Annotated in this window: 20 protein-coding genes; all 20 read right to left on the reverse strand. The window is 57.9% G+C overall.

Translation table 11 applies throughout. The features are described 5' to 3' along the window. Window positions 1-16: 16 nt before the first annotated feature. Entirely contained in the window at window positions 17-2,164 is a 2,148-nt protein-coding gene (locus K4O48_RS20320) for a methyl-accepting chemotaxis protein (protein ID WP_222910157.1), read from the reverse strand. Between the two features lie 108 nt (window positions 2,165-2,272). Continuing rightward, window positions 2,273-3,637: a bifunctional UDP-N-acetylglucosamine diphosphorylase/glucosamine-1-phosphate N-acetyltransferase GlmU gene (gene glmU / locus K4O48_RS20325; RefSeq protein WP_222910158.1), complete on the reverse strand. Its 1,365-nt coding sequence runs from the start codon at window positions 3,635-3,637 to the stop codon at window positions 2,273-2,275. A 128-nt stretch (window positions 3,638-3,765) separates the two neighbouring features. Beyond that, a complete protein-coding gene (locus K4O48_RS20330; protein WP_019340927.1) occupies window positions 3,766-4,194 on the reverse strand; it encodes a F0F1 ATP synthase subunit epsilon in 429 nt (142 codons plus the stop codon). A gap of 80 nt (window positions 4,195-4,274) precedes the next feature. Continuing rightward, window positions 4,275-5,651, reverse strand: coding sequence for a F0F1 ATP synthase subunit beta (gene atpD / locus K4O48_RS20335; protein WP_222910159.1), 1,377 nt, complete (start codon window positions 5,649-5,651; stop codon window positions 4,275-4,277). Between the two features lie 30 nt (window positions 5,652-5,681). After that, window positions 5,682-6,545: a F0F1 ATP synthase subunit gamma gene (gene atpG / locus K4O48_RS20340; protein WP_045422989.1), complete on the reverse strand. Its 864-nt coding sequence runs from the start codon at window positions 6,543-6,545 to the stop codon at window positions 5,682-5,684. A 50-nt stretch (window positions 6,546-6,595) separates the two neighbouring features. Next, window positions 6,596-8,140 carry a F0F1 ATP synthase subunit alpha gene (atpA, locus tag K4O48_RS20345; protein ID WP_222910160.1) on the reverse strand — a complete coding sequence of 515 codons (1,545 nt, stop codon included), beginning with the start codon at window positions 8,138-8,140 and terminating at the stop codon, window positions 6,596-6,598. A gap of 15 nt (window positions 8,141-8,155) precedes the next feature. After that, a complete protein-coding gene (locus K4O48_RS20350) occupies window positions 8,156-8,692 on the reverse strand; it encodes a F0F1 ATP synthase subunit delta (protein WP_222910161.1) in 537 nt (178 codons plus the stop codon). Window positions 8,693-8,704: 12 nt separating this feature from the next. Continuing rightward, the gene (locus K4O48_RS20355) at window positions 8,705-9,175 is read right to left on the reverse strand and encodes a F0F1 ATP synthase subunit B (protein WP_222910162.1); all 471 of its coding nucleotides are present in this window, start codon (window positions 9,173-9,175) and stop codon (window positions 8,705-8,707) included. A 93-nt stretch (window positions 9,176-9,268) separates the two neighbouring features. Then, a complete protein-coding gene (gene atpE, locus K4O48_RS20360; protein WP_019340921.1) occupies window positions 9,269-9,496 on the reverse strand; it encodes a F0F1 ATP synthase subunit C in 228 nt (75 codons plus the stop codon). A gap of 69 nt (window positions 9,497-9,565) precedes the next feature. Beyond that, window positions 9,566-10,438, reverse strand: a complete 873-nt coding sequence (gene atpB, locus K4O48_RS20365; RefSeq protein WP_222910163.1) for a F0F1 ATP synthase subunit A — start codon at window positions 10,436-10,438, stop codon at window positions 9,566-9,568. A 14-nt stretch (window positions 10,439-10,452) separates the two neighbouring features. Next, on the reverse strand, window positions 10,453-10,851 hold the full coding sequence (locus tag K4O48_RS20370; RefSeq protein ID WP_222910164.1) for a F0F1 ATP synthase subunit I: 399 nt from the start codon (window positions 10,849-10,851) through the stop codon (window positions 10,453-10,455). Between the two features lie 136 nt (window positions 10,852-10,987). After that, a complete protein-coding gene (locus K4O48_RS20375; protein ID WP_222910165.1) occupies window positions 10,988-11,857 on the reverse strand; it encodes a ParB/RepB/Spo0J family partition protein in 870 nt (289 codons plus the stop codon). A gap of 10 nt (window positions 11,858-11,867) precedes the next feature. After that, the gene (locus tag K4O48_RS20380; protein ID WP_222910166.1) at window positions 11,868-12,656 is read right to left on the reverse strand and encodes a ParA family protein; all 789 of its coding nucleotides are present in this window, start codon (window positions 12,654-12,656) and stop codon (window positions 11,868-11,870) included. A gap of 18 nt (window positions 12,657-12,674) precedes the next feature. Next, a complete protein-coding gene (gene rsmG / locus K4O48_RS20385; protein WP_222910167.1) occupies window positions 12,675-13,322 on the reverse strand; it encodes a 16S rRNA (guanine(527)-N(7))-methyltransferase RsmG in 648 nt (215 codons plus the stop codon). Further along, complete coding sequence (gene mnmG / locus K4O48_RS20390) at window positions 13,322-15,214, reverse strand: tRNA uridine-5-carboxymethylaminomethyl(34) synthesis enzyme MnmG (protein WP_222910168.1); 1,893 nt, start codon at window positions 15,212-15,214, stop codon at window positions 13,322-13,324. Before mnmG ends, rsmG begins: the two co-directional genes overlap by 1 nt. 570 nt (window positions 15,215-15,784) lie before the next feature. Continuing rightward, complete coding sequence (gene mnmE, locus K4O48_RS20395) at window positions 15,785-17,152, reverse strand: tRNA uridine-5-carboxymethylaminomethyl(34) synthesis GTPase MnmE (protein WP_222910169.1); 1,368 nt, start codon at window positions 17,150-17,152, stop codon at window positions 15,785-15,787. 70 nt (window positions 17,153-17,222) lie between these two features. Next, window positions 17,223-18,899, reverse strand: coding sequence for a membrane protein insertase YidC (yidC, locus tag K4O48_RS20400; protein WP_222910170.1), 1,677 nt, complete (start codon window positions 18,897-18,899; stop codon window positions 17,223-17,225). Between the two features lie 2 nt (window positions 18,900-18,901). After that, window positions 18,902-19,147, reverse strand: a complete 246-nt coding sequence (yidD, locus tag K4O48_RS20405; RefSeq protein ID WP_222910171.1) for a membrane protein insertion efficiency factor YidD — start codon at window positions 19,145-19,147, stop codon at window positions 18,902-18,904. Continuing rightward, window positions 19,140-19,529 (reverse strand): ribonuclease P protein component, encoded by a 390-nt coding sequence (gene rnpA / locus K4O48_RS20410; RefSeq protein ID WP_222910172.1) that lies wholly within the window; start codon window positions 19,527-19,529, stop codon window positions 19,140-19,142. Before rnpA ends, yidD begins: the two co-directional genes overlap by 8 nt. A 17-nt stretch (window positions 19,530-19,546) precedes the next feature. After that, window positions 19,547-19,681, reverse strand: a complete 135-nt coding sequence (rpmH, locus tag K4O48_RS20415; RefSeq protein WP_019340723.1) for a 50S ribosomal protein L34 — start codon at window positions 19,679-19,681, stop codon at window positions 19,547-19,549. Window positions 19,682-20,192 lie beyond the last annotated feature (511 nt).

Consider the following 20,192-nt stretch of genomic DNA (forward strand, 5'->3'; position numbering starts at 1 on the left):
CAACCGCCGTGAGGCATCAAACGCGGAAATAGCCCATGAGACTCTGCTGATGGTTCGCCAGCTGGTTCAGCGCCTGGCTGACCCGCGCAGATTCATCCGCCTGTCCGGAAAGCGATTCAGTAACGTCCCGTATCCCCGCCACATTACGGTTGATTTCCTCAGCGACCGCGCTCTGCTCCTCAGCGGCGCTGGCGATTTGCAGGTTCATGTCGGAAATCACCGCCACCGCATCCCCAATCTTACGCAACGCCGCGACAGCATTGCCCACCTGGTCGACGCTGCCCTGAGCCTGACTACGGCTGCCCTGCATGGCTGTTACCACATCGCGGGTACCGCTCTGCAGGCGCTCGATAACCTGGCGGATCTCTTCAATGGACTCCTGGGTGCGCCGGGCCAGGCTGCGCACTTCATCAGCCACGACGGCGAATCCACGCCCGGCTTCGCCAGCCCGTGCCGCCTCGATCGCCGCGTTAAGGGCCAGCAGATTAGTCTGTTCGGCAATCGCGCGGATCACCTCCAGTACCGATCCAATCTGCTCGCTGCTGGCTGCCAGACTCTCCACTTGAGTCATGGCACGGTTGAGTTCATCCGCCAGACTGCCGATGCTGTGCGTGGTGTTGTCGATCACGCTAAGCCCCTCGTGGGTGGCCTGGTCCGCGTCCCGTGCCGCTTCAGCGGCTTGCGCGGCGTTGCGCGCGACGTCTTGTGCAGTAGCGCTCATTTCCTGCGACGCGGTCGCCACCTGATCGACCTCGCGGAATTGCTGCTGCATGCCGGCGCTGGTCTGGCTGGCGATAGCAGCCGACTGGTCAGCACTGCTGCGCGCGTCCTGCACCGAGCGCTTCACATCTGCAATGGTCGGCTGCAGCTTATCGAGGAAGCGGTTGAACCATCCCGCCAGCGCCCCGAGCTCATCATCACGGCTGTATTCCAACCGGCGCGTGAGATCGCCTTCTCCACTCGCGATGTCTTTAAGCATCGCCGCCACCCCTTTGATTGGCCGGGTGACGCCACGCGCGGTCAGCCACATCAGCACAAGACCCACCAAACCCGCGCCAAGCCCGATGGCCAGCGCAATGATGCTGTCCTGTCGGCTCTCCTGTTGCAGTGTCTGTTCGAGGCGCAACGCCGGACTTAGGAGCACTTGGCGCGGTACTTCCAGCAGCACACCCCAGGGCGCCAGCTCAGGGATCGGCTGTACAGGCTGTAAAACTCTCAGCATGTCGCCGTCTTCAAGCATGGCGAGCCGGCCGGCATCTACCGCGCGAGCGATGGTCTCGCTTTCATCGCCAAAGGCGGCGCTGAGCGGCTTGCCCAGCAGTCCGGCATCACGACTGTGCCCACCTAAAAGCTTCGCTGGGCTGATGACGCTTAGCTGGCCTTCGCCTTGGTAAAGTTCCTGATGGGCCTGTTCGCTCAGTTGCTGAAGCGAGGCAAGACTGATGTCCACGCCCACGACACCGATGACCTTGCCGTTGTCGATAAGCGGAAACGCGACACTCGTCATGAGCAGCGGCTTGCCCTCGACCTCGTCGAAATAGGGATCCAGAAGACAGACCCGCGCGCTGTCGCGCGGGCAGCTGTACCAGGCGTTATAGGGCGCGCCACTGATACCGGGCGTGGTATCCGCTATCTCCGACTCGGCCATGGTTTCAGCGCTGAGCTCGCCGGGTGTGCGTTGTGACCAATACAGCGAGAAACGCCCGGTGTCATTTCCCCCCATCTCCGGGTTACCGATGAACATGCCGTCCTTGTCATCCAGCGCATCCGTCTCGAACACCACGTAGAGCCCGATGAGAGACGGATTGGCCCGCAACGCCGTTTGAATTTGATGGTGAAGGTCTTCGCGGAGTTCGAACGCATTGGACATCCGTTCTATGGACTGCTCGCGCAACGACAGCACTTGCCTCGCAAACCCCAGACCATACTGATAGGCGTCGTTGAATTGCCGCTCGATGCGCAGAGCCTGGGACAATCCACGTGCTTGCAGGTTATTGCGTGCCGACTCCTCGAGCATTGCGCTGCTCGAGGCGTTGACCAGCGCGACAGTCTGATGCGACTGATAAAGCGATGCGCTGACCAGCAAACCGACGATCAGCAGCAGGCATAAGCCTGCCAGCAGGGTGAGCTTCCACTGGATAGACAGGCGGTTCAGGGAGGGCATGTTGGCGTCCTGTGTGGTTATGCCCTTCTATCGACCAAACCCCCGATCACTTGAGTACCGCTGGTAAGAACACGACTCGCCCGAGCACAGGGCGAGCTTCAGTAGGCGTTACTTGCGGGATTTTTCTGGTCGCTTCCAGCCACTTATCAGTGCCTGGCGAGCACGTCCTAGCGCTAGCGTGCCGGCTGGTACATCAGCCGTGATAACTGAGCCCGCCCCTGTTGTCGCTCCATCACCCAGCGTCACCGGGGCCACCAGCGAACTGTTCGAGCCGATAAAGACGTCTTCGCCCATGACCGTGCGGAACTTGTTGGCGCCGTCATAGTTGCAGGTGATGGTGCCGGCGCCGATATTGGTTCGCGCGCCGATTTCCGCATCGCCCAGATAAGCCAGATGTCCAGCCTTGGCGCCCTCACCCATGTGTGAGTTTTTCACCTCGACGAAATTTCCGACGTGCGCCTTCGCGCCCAGTACCGCACCGGGACGCAGGCGTGCGAACGGTCCGCAGTCTGCACCCTCGCCCAATTCGGCGCCTTCCAGATGGCTGTTGGCCTTGACCACGGCCCCGCGGCGCAGTGTGCTGTCTCGGATAACGCAGTTCGGCCCAATCTCAACGCCGTCCTCGATGACGACGTTGCCTTCGAGAATCACGTTCACATCGATTAGCACGTCACGCCCAACGGTGACCTCACCACGCAGATCGAAACGCGCCGGATCACGCAGCGTCACCCCTTGGCTCATCAAGCGGCGTGCGGCCCGCTGCTGAAAATGGCGCTCAAGCTCAGCCAGTTGAATGCGATCATTCGCACCTTGCACCTCCATGGCATCCAGCGGTTGCTCGGTCGACACGACCAAGCCATCACAGACCGCCATGGCAATCACATCAGTCAGGTAGTACTCGCCCTGCGCGTTGCTATTGGACAGCCGCCCCAACCAATCGCCCAAACGCTCGCCCGGCACCGCAAGAATTCCCGTATTACCTTCGGCAATCAGCTTTTGCTCAGGCGTGGCATCTTTGTGCTCAACAATCGCCTGAACCGCACCCTGCCCATCGCGGACGATTCGACCGTAACCGGTTGGATCAGCCAGCTTCACCGTGAGTAGCGCAAGCTGTTGCGGACCGACTTTTTGCAGGAGGCGCTCGAGCGTTGCGGCCCCGATCAGCGGCACATCACCGTAAAGAATTAGCACCCGCTCGGCCGTGAGAGCCGGCAGCGCCTGGGCCACGGCATGTCCGGTCCCCAACTGCTCGGCCTGCACAACGAAATTCAGATCGTCCGCAGCCAACCGTTCACGAACCTGCTCGGCACCATGGCCAATCACCACGTGTATGGCTTTCGGCTTGAGTCCTCGAGCGGTATCGATGACGTGCCCCAGCATGGACTGTCCGGCGACCGGGTGAAGTACCTTGGGCAGAGCAGAACGCATGCGCGTGCCCTGGCCAGCAGCGAGAATGACGACATCGAGAGACATGGCAGATCCTGAACAATCGTGACCCTGTGGGCCGACGTGAGAGGTTGATATCGGAATACGGAAAAAGAAAAAGAAAAAGGGTAGCCAAGGCTACCCTTTTACTCGTTCGCGATGAAGCAGTCAGCAGATCAACCGCGGCCGTACTTCTTACGCATCGCCTCGATGGTCCGAAGCTGAGCGGCAGCCTCGGCCAGACGAGCAGCAGCAGAGCCATAATCGAACTCTGCGCCTTTCTCATGCAGCGCCTTCTCGGCGGCTGTCACGGCAGCTTTCGCCGCCGCTTCGTCCAGGTCCTTGGCGCGCGTAGCGGTGTCTGCAAGCACCTTCACCATATTCGGCTGGACTTCAATGAAGCCGCCTGAAATGTAGAAGATTTCTTCGCCGCCACCCTGCTTGATCACTCGCACCGGACCGGGCTTGAGATCGGTCAGCAGTGGGGCGTGGCCCGGCAGAATACCCAGGTCACCCAGGTGACCATGAGCGACAACCATCTCCACCAGCCCCGAGAACAGCTCTTCTTCCGCACTGACGATGTCACAGTGGACTGTCATAGCCATACTTATGCCTCGGTAATGAGCTTGGCTGGCAGCGGTGGCCGCCAGCTGAGCTTATTGGCGCCCGCAAGCGGGCGCGCCAGTTACAGTTTCTTCGCTTTCTCGATGGCTTCGTCGATTCCGCCAACCATGTAGAACGCCTGCTCCGGCAGATGATCGTAATCACCATTGAGGATGCCGGCGAAGCCACGGATGGTTTCTTTCAGCGAGACGTACTTACCCGGCGAACCGGTGAAGACTTCTGCCACAAAGAAAGGCTGGGACAGGAAGCGCTGGATCTTACGAGCACGGGATACCAGCTGCTTGTCAGTTTCCGACAGTTCGTCCATACCGAGGATCGCGATGATGTCCTTCAGTTCCTTGTAGCGCTGCAGCACGTACTGAACGCCGCGAGCGGTGTCGTAGTGCTCCTGGCCAATCACGTTGGCATCCAACTGACGCGAGGTAGAATCGAGTGGATCGACCGCCGGGTAGATACCCAGGGAAGCGATGTCACGCGACAGAACCACGGTAGCGTCCAAGTGAGCGAAGGTGGTCGCCGGAGACGGGTCGGTCAAGTCATCCGCAGGGACGTAAACGGCCTGGACGGAGGTGATCGAACCGCTCTTGGTGGAGGTGATGCGTTCCTGCAGAACGCCCATTTCCTCGGCCAGTGTCGGCTGATAACCCACCGCAGATGGCATACGACCCAGCAGCGCGGACACTTCGGTACCGGCCAAGGTGTAACGGTAGATGTTGTCAACGAACAGCAGAACGTCCTTGCCTTCGTCGCGGAACTTCTCGGCCATGGTCAGGCCGGTCAGTGCCACACGCAGACGGTTTCCTGGTGGCTCGTTCATCTGGCCATAGACCAGTGCAACCTTGTCCAGAACGTTGGAGTCCTTCATCTCGTGATAGAAATCGTTACCTTCACGAGTACGCTCACCCACACCGGCAAACACGGAGTAACCGCTGTGCTCCATGGCGATGTTACGGATGAGCTCCATCATGTTCACGGTCTTGCCAACACCGGCACCACCGAACAGACCGACCTTACCGCCCTTGGCGAACGGGCAAACGAGGTCGATAACCTTGATACCCGTTTCCAGCAGCTCGTTGCCGCCGGCTTGCTCAGAGTAGCTCGGAGCGGCGCGGTGAATACCCCAGCGCTCTTCTTCGCCAATCGGACCGGCTTCGTCGATGGGGTTGCCCAGCACGTCCATGATCCGACCCAGCGTGGCGGTGCCCACTGGAACGGAAATCGCAGCGCCCGTGTTGCTGACGTCCAGGCCACGCTTGAGGCCTTCGGTCGAGCCCATGGCGATGGTACGGACAATGCCGTCGCCCAGCTGCTGCTGGACTTCCAGGGTGGTTTCAGCGCCCGTGACTTTCAGCGCGTCATAAATGTTCGGTACCACATCGCGCGGAAATTCCACGTCGATAACGGCGCCGATGATTTGAACGATACGTCCGCTACTCATGTTTGGTTCCTCTGAATATTTGAACCGTTCTTAAACCGCGGCAGCGCCGCCGACGATTTCCGAAATTTCCTGGGTGATCGCAGCCTGACGGGCCTTGTTATAGACCAGTTGCAGGTCGCCGATCAGCTCACCGGCATTGTCGGTTGCGTTCTTCATGGCGATCATCCGGGCAGCTTGTTCAGCGGCACCGTTTTCGACCACGGCTTGGTAGACCTGGGATTCCACGTAGCGAACCAGCAGCGCATCCAGCAACAAGCGGGCGTCGGGTTCGTACAAATAGTCCCACTTACCTTTCGGCGCGGTCTGATCGTCACTCGCGGCCAACGGCAGCAGCTGGGCGACGGTCGGTTTCTGCGTCATGGTGTTGATGAACTTGTTCGACACCAGGTAAAGACGGTCCAGACGGCCTTGATCGAAGGCGTCCAACATGACCTTGACGCTGCCGATCAGATCATTGATCGACGGCTCTTCGCCAAGACCGTTGACTGCCGCGACCACGTTGCCGCCAAAGCTGCGGAAGAAGCTCGCACCTTTGTTACCGATCACGCACAGGTCGGCTTCGACTTTGCTGTCGTGCCATTCCTTCATGTTCTTGATCAGCGCCTTGAACAGGTTTGTGTTCAAGCCGCCGCACAATCCACGATCGGACGACACGACGATGTAACCGACACGCTTGACCGGACGCTCAACCATGAACGGGTGGCGGTACTCCGGGTTGGTATTGGCCAAGTGGCCGATTACCTGCTGGATCCGCTCCGCATAGGGGCGACTGGCAGCCATGCGCATCTGTGCCTTGCGCATCTTGCTGACCGCCACCTTTTCCATGGCGCTGGTGATCTTCTGCGTGCTTTTGATGCTCGCAATCTTGCTGCGAATCTCTTTTGCGCCTGCCATTTGACACCTATCGGGTTAGCAAGCGAGAGCCTTACGGCTCTCGCTGCGGCTTACCAGGATTGGGTGGCCTTGAACGACTCGATACCGGCTTTGATGCCCGCGTCGATTTCGTCGTTGAAGTCGCCCTTCACGTTGATCTTGTCCAGCAGAGCAACGTGCTCATGATGGAAATAGGCAATCAACGCCTGTTCGAAGGCGCCAACCTTGGCCACTTCGATGTCCTGCAGGTAGCCACGTTCAGCTGCATACAAGGACACCGCCATGTCGGCGATGGACATCGGCGCATACTGCTTCTGCTTCATCAGCTCGGTGACGCGCTGACCATGCTCGAGCTGCTTACGGGTCGCTTCATCCAGATCGGACGCGAACTGGGCGAACGCCGCCAGTTCACGATACTGAGCCAGCGCGGTACGGATACCGCCGGACAGCTTCTTGATGATCTTGGTCTGGGCAGCACCACCCACACGAGATACCGAGATACCAGCGTTAACGGCTGGTCGGATACCTGCGTTGAACATGGACGATTCGAGGAAGATCTGGCCGTCGGTAATCGAGATCACGTTGGTCGGAACGAACGCAGATACGTCACCAGCCTGGGTTTCGATGATCGGCAGAGCGGTCAAAGAACCAGTCTTGCCCGTCACGGCGCCATTGGTGAATTTCTCTACATACTCCTCGGAAACGCGCGAAGCACGCTCAAGCAGACGGCTGTGGAGATAGAACACGTCACCTGGGTAGGCTTCGCGTCCTGGCGGACGGCGCAGCAGCAGGGAAATCTGGCGGTAAGCAACAGCTTGCTTGGACAAATCGTCATACACAATCAGCGCATCTTCACCACGGTCGCGGAAATACTCACCCATGGTGCAGCCGGCGTAAGGAGCCAGGAACTGCAGCGCAGCGGATTCGGATGCCGAAGCGGCGACGATGATGGTGTTAGCCAGTGCGCCGTGCTGCTCAAGTTTGCGAACCACGTTGGCGATAGTCGATTGCTTCTGACCGATCGCGACGTAGACACATTTGATGCCGCTGTTGCGCTGGTTGATGATGGCGTCGATGGCCAGGGCCGTCTTACCGATCTGGCGGTCACCAATGATCAGCTCGCGCTGACCGCGACCAACCGGGATCATCGCGTCGACTGACTTGTAACCGGTCTGCACCGGCTGGTCGACCGACTTACGCCAGATCACGCCAGGGGCGACTTTCTCAACCGCGTCAGTTGCCTGCGCGTTGACCAGACCCTTGCCGTCAACCGGATTGCCCAGTGCGTCGACGACGCGGCCCAGCAGTTCCGGACCTACCGGTACTTCCAGGACGCGACCGGTGCACTTCGCGCTCATGCCTTCGGTCAGGCTCTGGTAAGCGCCCAATACCACGGCACCTACGGAGTCTTGTTCCAGGTTCAGGGCCATACCGAAGACGCCGCCAGGAAATTCGATCATTTCCCCGTACATCACATCGGCCAGGCCATAGATGCGAACGATACCGTCAGAAACGCTGACGATGGTGCCTTCGTTACGCGCTTGGGCAGACACGTCGGAACTACCGATGCGCTGCTTTATGATTTCACTAATCTCGGAAGGATTCAGTTGCTGCATGCCACGACCCTCAAATCAGGATTTCAACGATTCGGCCAACTGGCTCAGTTTGCCGCGGACCGAACCATCGACAACCACATCGCCGGCGCGGATGACAACGCCGCCGATCAGCGCAGGGTTCACGACCTGCTGGGGGTTGACGGTACGATCTAGCCGCTTCGACAAGGCGGCAGCCAAAGTTTGGAGTTGCGCAGGAGTCAGCTCGAAAGCTGTCTGCACTTCAACGTCGAGTGTCTTTTCGGCCTCAGCCTTGAGCTCCTCGAACAGCTCCCGAATGGTCGGCAACACGTCCAGGCGATCGTTATCGCCCAAGGTGGAGACGAAATTTCGGAACGCTTCATCGATGTCGCTACCGAACAGCTGAACCAGCGTCTGAACTTTGCTTTCGCTAGTCAGACGTGGGTTCTTGAGCAGTTCGGCAACTTGGGGAACGTCAACGGCGACCGCAGCCAGGCTCAACATGCCCGACCAGGCATCAATTCGACCAGCCGAGCTGGCGAATTCAAAAGCGGCCTTTGCGTATGGCCGAGCAAGCGTCTGGGTATTGATCATCGCTTGCCTCGCTTAGAGTTGGGAGGCCAGTTTTTCGACCAGATCGTTGTGCGCCTTGGCGTCCACCTGGGACTCCAGAATCTTCTCCGCACCCATGACGGCCAACACGGCTACCTGGTTGCGCAGTTGGTCCTTGGCACGATTCACTTCCTGCTCGATTTCAGCGCGGGCACCGGCAACCAGTCGCTCGCCTTCGGCGCGCGCTTGTTGCTTGGCTTCTTCAACGATTGCATTGGCCTGCTTGTTGGCTTGCTCAAGAATCTGGGCAGCTTGGCCCTTGGTCTCACGGAGGGTGTTGGACACCTTTTCCTGAGCCAATTTAAGGTCTTGCTGCGCACGGCCTGCGGCGTCCAGCCCTTCGGCAATTTTCTTCTGGCGTTCTTGCATGGCCTTGGTGATTGGCGGCCATACGTACTTCATGCAGAACCAGACGAAAATAGCGAAAGCGAACGTTTGACCGAACAGCGTCAAGTTAATGTTCACAGCGATATACCTCGTGCTATCTCGTTCGACGCGGTTGTCAATTCCACGGCAACGGGGCTCGACAAGCGAACCCCATCAGGAACCGGAAAAGTCTTAAGCAGCGACAACGAAGATGAGGTACATCGCGATACCAACACCGATCATCGGTACGGCGTCGAGCAGACCAGCCATCAGGAAGGTCTTGGTTTGCAGCTGAGGAGCCAGCTCGGGTTGACGAGCAGTGGATTCCAGCAGCTTGCCACCCAGCAGGGCGAAGCCGATGCCAGTGCCCAGGGCACCCAGACCAATCATGATGGAGGCGGCGATGTAGACGAGTTCCATGTAAAGCTCCTGAAGCTAAGGGTTAAGGTTTTCTTGGTTGAAGCGAAACAGATTGAACCGGATCAGCGGTTACGGCGTGAGTTCGGCATGACCATGATCTTCATGCGCTGAGCTCAGGTACACCACGGTCAGAACCATGAAAATGAACGCCTGCAGCGGGATCACCAGAATATGGAAGATCGCCCAGGGCACATTCAGGGTCCACTGCACGTAGAACGGCAGCAGCGCGATAAGGATGAATACCACCTCACCGGCGTACATGTTGCCGAACAGACGCAGAGCCAGGCTCAGCGGCTTGGTCAGCAGACCGAGGATCTCAAGGAACAGGTTGAACGGAACAAGCGACCAATGGTTGAACGGCGTGAATGCCAGTTCCTTGGTGAAGCCGCCCACGCCCTTGACCTTGAAGCTGTAGAACAGGATCAGAATAAACACACCCAGCGAGAGACCGAAGGTGCCATTCGGGTCGGCAGTCGGAACGATCTTGAAGTACGGCAGGCCCATCAAGCTGGCTAGGCCAGGGATGTAGTCGACCGGAATCCACTTCAGGCTGTTCATCAGGAACACCCAGACAAAGATGGTCAAGGCCAACGGAGCAATGAGCGCATTGCGGCCATGGAAGGTGTCCTTCACGACACCTTCGACAAACTCGACGCACATCTCAACGAAGTTCTGCAGACGGCCCGGGATACCGGCAGTTGCACCTTTGGCGGCCATGCGGAAGATCAGAATGAAGATCAAGCCCATGAACAGCGACCATCCGAGCGTGTCGAGATGGACTGCCATGAAACCCATGTCGCGAGCCTCTAGACCGGACTGAGCAATGGTCCAACTAGCCTGATCGACTACCGAGCCATCTGCACGCACGTAGCCTTCCGGCAGTTTTCCGTAAGTCAGATTCTGCAGGTGATGTTGGATGTATTCCGCCGGGGTACTCGCCATAAACGCCTCAGTGCTCAATGCTTCGGATTATTTTTCATCAGCAGGAGGGCGCTCGCTCCAGCGCCTAAAACCAAGAGGTAACCGACGAACAAGGCTGCCGGTTGCAGTGGTTTCACTCCCACGAACACCAGCGCAAATAGCGCTGCTGCCAGAATCTGTTTACCCATTTCACCAGCCCAAAGGGACTGAACGATGGCTCTAGCCGATCTCGCGCCAAAATAGCGAAACGCTTTGAACGCGAAGTAAAGATTGGCCAAAAACGCGATCAAGCCACCGAGCAATGCCGAATAGCCGGCGACCATACCAAAAAACAAGAAACAAAGAACGCCGGCAACCACTGCTACAAGTACTTGTACCGCTAGTACGCGTACGACCGGTAACCGATGGAGAGGTGTCTTGTTGCGAATATTCACCGTGCATCCATCAATAAGGCGCGTTCGCTATCCACATTTGATTGCAGTCAAAAAAGCGCCGCGAGTATAGGAGCAGCACACCCTGCGTTCAACCTTCAGGTAGCAGTTTCCGACTGACACTACATAATTTTTTGTTTCAGCGAATGTGGGCCAGCACACCCTGTAACTCATCCAGCGAATTGTAGCGGATGACGAGCTGGCCCTTGCCCTTTTCGCCATGTTTGATCTGAACCGGAGAGCCCAAACGTTCGGCCAGTCGCTGCTCAAGGCGTAGGATATCGGGATCGCCCTTAGGCGCGGCTTTCGAATCCTTACTGTTCAACCACTGCCTGACCAACGCCTCGGTCTGCCGTACGGTCAGTCCGCGTGCGACAACGTGTCGCGCGCCTTCGACCTGCTGGTCGGCTGGCAATCCGAGTAGTGCACGTGCGTGGCCCATTTCCAAATCGCCATGAGACAAGAGTGTCTTGATCTCCTCCGGCAACGCGATCAATCGCAACAGATTGCTGATTGTCACTCGAGATTTCCCGACGGCGTCAGCGACCTGTTGCTGAGTCAATTGGAACTCTTGCTGCAGGCGTTGCAACGCCACCGCTTCCTCGATGGGGTTTAGGTCTTCACGCTGGATATTCTCGATCAAGGCCATGGCAATGGCGGCTTCATCAGATACGTCGCGCACCAGCGCCGGAATTGTCTCAAGACCCGCTTGCTGGCTGGCACGCCAACGACGCTCGCCGGCAATGATCTCGTATCGACCCGAGCCGATTGAGCGAACCACGATTGGCTGCATGACCCCCTGCGTGCGTATCGAGTGAGCCAGCTCGTCAAGCGTCACCGGATCGATGTCACGCCGCGGCTGGTACTTGCCACGCTGGATGATATCGAGGGGCAACTGCTGCAGTTCACGCTCATCCGTCTGGGCGGCATGCTCATGCACAGCCGTAACGTTGGCGCCCCCAAGTAGCGCATCCAGTCCGCGTCCCAGGCCTCTTTTTTTGGTCGCCATGAAAAATTCCTTATGCGGTTACGCTACGGGCGGCGCGGCGCTGACGGCGTGACAATTCGCCGGCCAGTGCCAGATAGGCCAAGGCGCCCTTGGATTGCTTGTCATAGACCAACGCCGGCATACCGTGACTGGGTGCTTCGGCAAGCCTGACGTTGCGCGGTATCACCGTGTCATACAGCTTTTCGCCAAAATGCGTCTTGAGTTGTTCGGTGACGTCGTTGGTCAGGCTGCTGCGCGGGTCGTACATCGTGCGCAACAGACCCTCGATTTTGAGCGACGGGTTCAGCGCCTGCCCGATGCGCTGGATCGAATTGACCAGGTCCGTCAGCCCTTCGAGCGCGTAATACTCGCACTGCATCGGAATGATCACGCCGTCTGCCGCTGTTAATGCATTGATCGTCAACATCGACAGCGAGGGCGGACAATCAATGAGGATGTAGTCGTAATTCTCACGTACCGGTGCAAGCGCCTCGCGCAGGCGATGTTCTTTGGTCGGCAGCTGGAGCAGCGCGACTTCTGCCGCTGTCAGGTCACGATTGGCGGGTAGCAGCTGATAGCCGCCGTGCTCGGAATACTGCATGGCATCGACCAGGCTACATTCGCCAATCAACACGTCGTAAATCGAATACTCAAGACTCAACTTATCCACACCGCTGCCGGTGGTTGCGTTGCCCTGTGGATCAAGGTCGATAAGCAATACCCGGCGACGAGTCGCGACAAGCGAGGCGGCCAGATTGATGCAGGTGGTGGTCTTGGCTACACCGCCTTTCTGGTTGGCGATGGCAAATACTTTAGCCATGGTCAGTGTCTGTCCGGGTCATGAAGTGCGGCGCAGTATCAACAGATGGCGTTGCCCTTGGCAACCGGGAACCTTGAGAACCAGGCAGCGCGCCAGCTGGAAATCCGCGGGCAGTGCCTGCAGCTCATCATCCGGCTGAACGCCTTTCATGGCGAGCCAATACGTGTCGGAATTACCGAGGTGGCGCGTCCAGTTTGCAAAATCAGCCAGCGAACTGAACGCTCGCGAGGTAATGCCGGTAAAGGCTTGCTCCGGTTTGAATTGCTCCACCCGGCTGTGCACTACATCGACATTATCGAGTTTGAGTTCGAGTTTGACCTGGGTAAGGAAACGCGTTTTTTTCCCATTAGAGTCGAGCAGTGTGAAGCGCCGCTCGGGAAACAGAATGGCCAGTGGGATGCCTGGCATCCCACCGCCACTGCCCACGTCGAGCCATCGCGAACCGCTCTGCTCCACATGCGGCGCGACGCTGAGGCTGTCGAGCAGATGGCGCGACACCATCTCCGCTGGATCACGCACGGCAGTCAGGTTGTATGCCTTGTTCCACTTGTTCAGTAGCGCAAGGTAGGCGAGTAGCTGTTCTTGCTGAGCGTCGCTCAGCTCCACGCCCAACAGTGTCGCACCCTGTTTGAGTTCGTCGACGAAACGCGTGTGTTCAACGTCCATCAAGCACTTTGCTCCAGCTTCTGCCCAGCGCTGCGTTTCTTCAGATGAATCATCAGCAGTGAAACGGCCGCTGGAGTCACACCCGGGATCCGCGACGCCTGGCCGAGGGTTTCGGGACGAGCGTGGGACAGCTTGTGCTGGATTTCCTTCGACAGTCCGGAAATCGTCGAGTAATCCAGATCCGACGGCAATGCGATGTTCTCGCTGGCTCGCAGCCTGAGGATTTCTTCCTGCTGACGATCGATATAGCCGGCGTACTTGGTTTTGATCTCGACCTGCTCAGCTACCTGCGGATCATCGACGCCAGTGCCAGTGAGCTGGACCAGGCTGCGATAGTCAATTTCCGGGCGAGCAAGCAGATTCAGCAAGTTGTATTCGTGGGTCAGCGGTGTTCCGAAACGTTCGGCGATGGCGTCGCCTTGCGGCGTTGCCGGGCGTACCCAGGTGCTCTTCAGGCGCTGTTCTTCCTGCACGATGCTTTCGCGCTTGCGCTCGAACGCTGACCAGCGAACGTCATTGACCAGCCCAAGCTCACGCCCTTTTTCGGTCAGCCGCAAATCGGCGTTGTCTTCGCGAAGTATCAGTCGGTACTCGGCGCGCGAGGTGAACATGCGGTACGGCTCTTGGGTACCGAGCGTAATCAAATCGTCGACGAGCACGCCGAGGTAGGCCTCATCGCGGCGCGGGCACCAGCTTTCCTTGCCCTGCGCGCGCAACGCCGCATTGGTACCGGCCAGTAGACCTTGCGCGCCAGCTTCTTCGTAGCCGGTAGTGCCATTGATCTGGCCGGCAAAAAACAGCCCTGCGATGACCTTGGTCTCCAGGCTGTATTTCAGATCACGCGGGTCGAAATAATCGTACTCGATGGCATAGCCGGGCCGAACGATGTGAGCCTGCTCCATACCACGGATGCTCTGCACGATCTGCAGCTGAACATCAAACGGCAACGACGTTGAAATACCGTTGGGGTACAGCTCATGTGTCGTCAGGCCTTCGGGTTCGATAAAGACCTGGTGGCTGTCTTTGTCGGCGAAGCGATGAATCTTATCTTCGATCGACGGGCAATAGCGTGGTCCCACCCCCTCGATAACGCCGGAGTACATCGGCGAACGGTCGAGGTTGGCCGCGATGATTTCATGGGTGCGTGCGTTGGTATGGGTGATCCAGCAGCTGACCTGCCTGGGATGCTGCGCCGCATGCCCAAGGAAAGACATCGGTGGGATGGGCGTATCGCCTGGCTGTTCGGTCATTACCGAAAAGTCGACGCTTCGACCGTCGATACGCGGTGGCGTGCCTGTCTTCAGACGGCCGACCCGAAGCGGCAATTCGCGCAAGCGTTTGGCCAGCGCAATTGAAGGCGGGTCCCCGGCGCGGCCGCCTGAGTAATTTTGCAAACCGATGTGGATAAGTCCGCCGAGAAAAGTGCCGGTGGTGAGAACCACCGACTCTGCAAACAAACGCAGCCCCATCTGAGTAACCACGCCTTTGACCTGATCCGCTTCCACGATCAGATCGTCAGCTGCCTGCTGAAATATCCACAGGTTCTCCTGGTTTTCAAGCGTCCCACGCACAGCGGCCTTGTAAAGCACTCGATCAGCCTGCGCGCGGGTCGCGCGAACGGCAGGTCCCTTGCGGCTATTGAGCACCCGGAACTGAATACCACTTTGGTCCGTGGCCGTCGCCATGGCGCCGCCAAGCGCGTCGATCTCTTTGACCAAATGGCTTTTGCCGATACCCCCAATGGCTGGATTGCAACTCATCTGCCCCAGCGTCTCGACGTTATGGGTGAGTAGCAGTGTTTTCACACCGATTCGAGCGGCTGCCAGCGCAGCTTCGGTACCGGCATGGCCACCGCCGATAACGATGACGTCAAAACGGGAAGGGAAATCCACCACGCACCTCGTGCCTGTTCAGATGAGTTCTGGGGAAACGCGCAAGTATAGGGGCTGGGGTTCCGTGAAAGAAGGCCCTTGAACAAAAAATGACCAACTGCCAACGGCGTCCCGCAGAAACCCGGAATATATAAAAAAGAGAAAGAAATGATTTAAAGCTTATTTTTATGTTTATAAATATGCAGCGATAATCTGTGGATAGATGCCCGCAGCGCCTAGAAATCAAGGCGTGCAGCGTACCAAAACGTTGTGTTTATCCTGGGCTGCGCCGGTGGGATGCCGGTTTATAGCCTGTGTGTAAATAAGTGACTTATGCACAAGCGCTTTACACACTCGCTTATTCCAAGGGTTATGGACCGATCTTAAGACGGGTTGTCCACAGCCCTTATGACCGACTCATTTGGTAGATAATAACGAGGCATAGCAGAACGGAATTCGCTGAACCGTCTGTTTCCGGCTGCAACAGAGAGGGAACGCGAGACCAAACGCAGCGGTTCGTGGAAAGGCCGGGGCGTTCCCTGCTCCCGGCGTCCGATAGGCGCGCGCGGATAATGGCTACGGTTGACGACCTTATTTCCCGATGCAAAAGCTGGAAAATATGCGACCCAGGAGATCGTCGGAGCTGAAGGCACCTGTGATCTCCCCGAGCGCCTGTTGGGCCTGACGCAAGTCCTCAGCTAATAGCTCTCCCGCCCCGGCTAGGGTGAGTTGTGCATGGCCATGGTCGAGGTGCTCGGCGGTCTGCCGCAGCGCGTCCAGGTGCCGACGGCGGGCGCTGAATCCGCTCTCCGCGGTCTGGTCGTAGCCCATACAGCTTTTCAGGTGCTCACGAAGCATCTCCAGCCCATCACCGGATCGCGCCGAAAGGCTCAGCATGCTGTAGCCGTCTGGATCGATCGAAAGTGCGGCCTCCTCCCCGGTCAGGTCGGCTTTGTTGCGGATCAGCGTCGTCTTGGCGCGATCTGGCCTGACGGTAAGAAAATCGGGCCAATCGGAGCTGTCAGGGCCTACAGACGATGCACTGGCATCCACTACCAGCAATATCCGGTCAGCGTCTTCGATGGCCTTGATGGCGCGCTCCACACCGATGCGCTCCACGTGATCATCGGTGTCCCGAAGGCCTGCGGTGTCGATGACGTGCAAGGGCATGCCATCAATATGGATGTGTTCGCGCAACACGTCGCGCGTGGTGCCGGCGATGTCGGTGACGATCGCGGCTTCACGGCCGGCTAATGCGTTGAGCAAGCTAGACTTCCCAGCGTTGGGGCGACCGGCGATCACCACGTTCATGCCTTCACGCAGCAGTGCGCCCTGACCGGCTTCGCGGATCACCTCGCTCAGCTCCTCCCTGGCGGCCTGCAGTAAAGCAAGCACGCGGCCATCGGCTAAAAAATCTATCTCTTCCTCTGGGAAATCGATCGCCGCCTCGACATAGATGCGCAGCTGGATCAGCTTTTCCGTCAGCTGATGCACTCGACGTGAGAACTCGCCTTGCAGCGAACGCACCGCGTTGCGCGCCGCCTGGGCAGAACTGGCTTCGATCAGGTCGGCGATCGCCTCGGCCTGTGCCAGGTCCATTTTGTCGTTAAGGAAAGCTCGCTCGCTGAACTCACCCGGCCTAGCCAGCCGAACCCCCAGTTCTACGCAGCGGTGCAGTAGCATGTCCATCACCACAGGCCCGCCGTGACCCTGTAGTTCTAATACGTCTTCGCCAGTAAAAGAATTAGGGCCTGGAAAAAAGAGCATGAGGCCTTCGTCGATGACCTCACCGTCATCGGAGTGGAACGGACCGTAATGTGCGTGGCGGGCGGTGGGTTCGCGTCCGCTCAGCGTAATGGCTACCGCTTTCGCTCGAGGGCCTGACACCCGTACAACGCCTATGCCGCCTCTCCCTGGAGCGGTGGCGATTGCAGCGATGGTTTCGCGATCGTGGCTCATGCATGTCTCCCGGACGGATCGGAAAAAAGCAAAACGCCCCAATCAAGGGGCGTTCTGTTCACTCAGCAGATCAGGCTGCGGCTGCGGTCTGCCTCTCAATCTTGCGCGTAATGTACCACTGCTGCGCAATCGACAAGACGTTGTTGACCACCCAGTACAGCACCAGACCGGCCGGGAACCAAAGGAAGAAGAAGGTAAAGATGATCGGGAGCATCTTCATTACCTTGGCTTGCATCGGATCCGGCGGCGTGGGGTTCAGCTGCTGCTGGATGAACATGGTCAGACCCATGATGATCGGCAGAATAAAGAACGGGTCCTTGATCGACAGGTCGGTAATCCAGAACATCCAAGGTGCCTGGCGCATTTCGACGCTTTCCAGCAATACCCAGTAGAGCGCCAGGAACACTGGCATCTGAACCAGGATCGGCAGGCAGCCGCCCAATGGATTGATCTTCTCCTTCTTGTAGAGCTCCATCATCGCCTGGGACATCTTCTGGCGGTCATCGCCAAACTGCTCCTTGAGCGCCTGCATCTTCGGCGATACAGCGCGCATGCGCGCCATCGACCTGTAGCTGGCAGCCGAAAGCGGGAAGAAGGCCAGCTTAATGACGATCGTCAGTACGATGATCGACCAGCCCCAGTTACCCAGCAGTGCATGGATGTTCTGTAGCAGCCAGAAAATCGGCTGAGCGATGAACCAGAGAATGCCGTAATCAACGGTCAGACGCAGGCCGGGAGATAACTCTTCAAGTTCATCCTGACTTTTGGGTCCCGCGTACAGCGTGGCATAGGTTTCACCCTGACTGCCTGGCGCCACCGTCACGCCAGGGCCAGTGAAGCCGATGATGTAGTTGCCCTGGCTGTCTTTACGCGTCTGTACCTGATTGGTCTGATCGGGCGCGGGAATCCAAGCGGTTACGAAGTAATGCTGCAGCCACGCTATCCATCCACCTTCGACGGTTTTCTTGAGGCTGCCGTCATCCATGTCCCCCATGGAGACTTTGGTGTAAGGCTCGTCTTTTGTCCAAAGGGCAGCGCCTAGGTAAGTTGCCGTACCGGTCGCTGTGCTCGATGAGGGGTCACCGCTGTCATCACGCTTCAACTGACCGAACATATAGCCAGTCCACGGTTTCTGACCTTGGTTCTCAATCAGATAGGTGACACGCAGGTCATAGTCGCTTCGGTCAAAGGTGAAGCGCTTGGTGTAGCTGACGTCGTTTTCGCTGTATTTAAGGTCGACGACCAACTGGTCCTGACCCTCTGCCAATTGATACTGCTGTTGCTCACTGCTGTACAGGGGGCGACCACTGGCTTTATCAGGACCGTCACCAATTAATCCACTCTGGGCTTCATAGGTCCGCTCCCCGCTACGTTCGAAAAGCTGGAAGGGGACGTCGGGACGATCCTGGCGTCGGGGAAACTCAGGCAAACGCAGATCGACTATATCGCCACCGCGTGGGTCGATTGCCACATCCAGTACATCGGTGCGGACTCGAATCAGCTGGGAGCTAGCCTGAGTTTCCGGAAGCGCGCTCGCTGATTGATCGCCGCTAACGGCCGGGATATCACCTTGTAGATTTTCGGATGTAGTGGATGCCGGCGTCTCGGGCAGTTGAGCCGCCGTGGTTTGTTCCTGGCTGGTTTCGGCTGGCAGCGCCGCCTGACCATAGTCCTGATTCCACTGAAGAACCATCAGGTAGGCAACGACTGCCAGAGCGACGAGCAGAATCGAGCGTTTGATATCCATGGTTACTCGGTCATCGAAGATGAATGGGAGGTGTGGTTGGTAGGCACGGGATCATAACCACCCGGATTCCATGGATGGCAACGGCCAAGCCTGCGCAGGCTCAACCAACCACCGCGCAGCAGACCATGTTGTTCGATGGCCTCTTGGGCGTAGCAGGAGCAAGTCGGGTAGAAACGGCAGTGGCTTGCCATCATTGGGCTGATGGCATACCGGTAGATCCGAATTGGGATCAAAGCCAGGTTACGCATGGGTGGGCTTGGCCTGTTCCGGATGACTGGCGCTTTTGGTGCGGGAGAGCCGCCTCCAGAGCTTGGCAAATTGACGTGCCAATTCGGGATTATCAAGATCAGCCAATCCCTTACGCGAGATAACCACGATATCCCATCCCGTCAGTTCCATCTGGTGGAGACGAAAGGTTTCACGCAGTTGCCGCTTGATGCGATTGCGTTCAACGGCGAGTTTGATGCTCTTTTTACCGATCACCAGCCCGATGCGAGGATGGGGTAGGTCATTTTCGCGTACCAGGAGCAGGATGTTCCTGCCCGGTATCTTGCCGGAAGGGGAGTCGAAGACTGCTTTGAACTGGCGCGGGGTAAGCAGTCGCTTTTCCCGAGCGAAGTCTCGACTCACTACCTGTTCCGAGGTGTTCAGACTGCCAGGCGCTTACGACCTTTGGCGCGGCGACGCGACAGTACCGCGCGGCCGTTCTTGGTAGCCATACGAGCACGGAAACCGTGAGTACGAGCGCGCTTGAGGGTGCTGGGTTGGAAAGTGCGTTTCATGATGCGTTACCTGGTGATCCATCGCGGGCCGGAATGGCCCCCTTTTAAGAGACCGGCGATTGTAGAGAAGCTGCGCTGTGAGGTCAATTTCTGGCCAGCACGGATAAGAAGAAAAATAATAATAGAAGAAAAGAATTAAAGCTTCCTTGATATAGAGCTTATAGATGGTGATGCTCTTTTCTGTGGATAAGCGTCTACAACGCAGGCAGCACAGGCCTCTAAGTAATCTTGAAACCCTTTAGAAAGCCGTGCAGTTGCCGTGTGAAAAGCGTGCGTAGACTGTGTGTAAGTAGAAGAGTTATGCACAGGCCACGCTGTACATACTTCCGACACAGGCTTATCCCAAGCCTTGCGGTACAGTTATCAACATGGCTTAGGTGAAAATTTGAGGTCGACACACTGCTGTTGGCTTCGTCCTCCGCTTGGTATTGCCGTTGAATTGTGGATAACCGAATCGCCGAGGGCTACAATGCCTGCCATTTAGAAAGCTTGGCAGCGTGTAGGAGATCCT

Source organism: Pseudomonas sp. DNDY-54, assembly GCF_019880365.1.
Taxonomy (GTDB): Bacteria; Pseudomonadota; Gammaproteobacteria; order Pseudomonadales; family Pseudomonadaceae; genus Stutzerimonas; species Stutzerimonas stutzeri_P.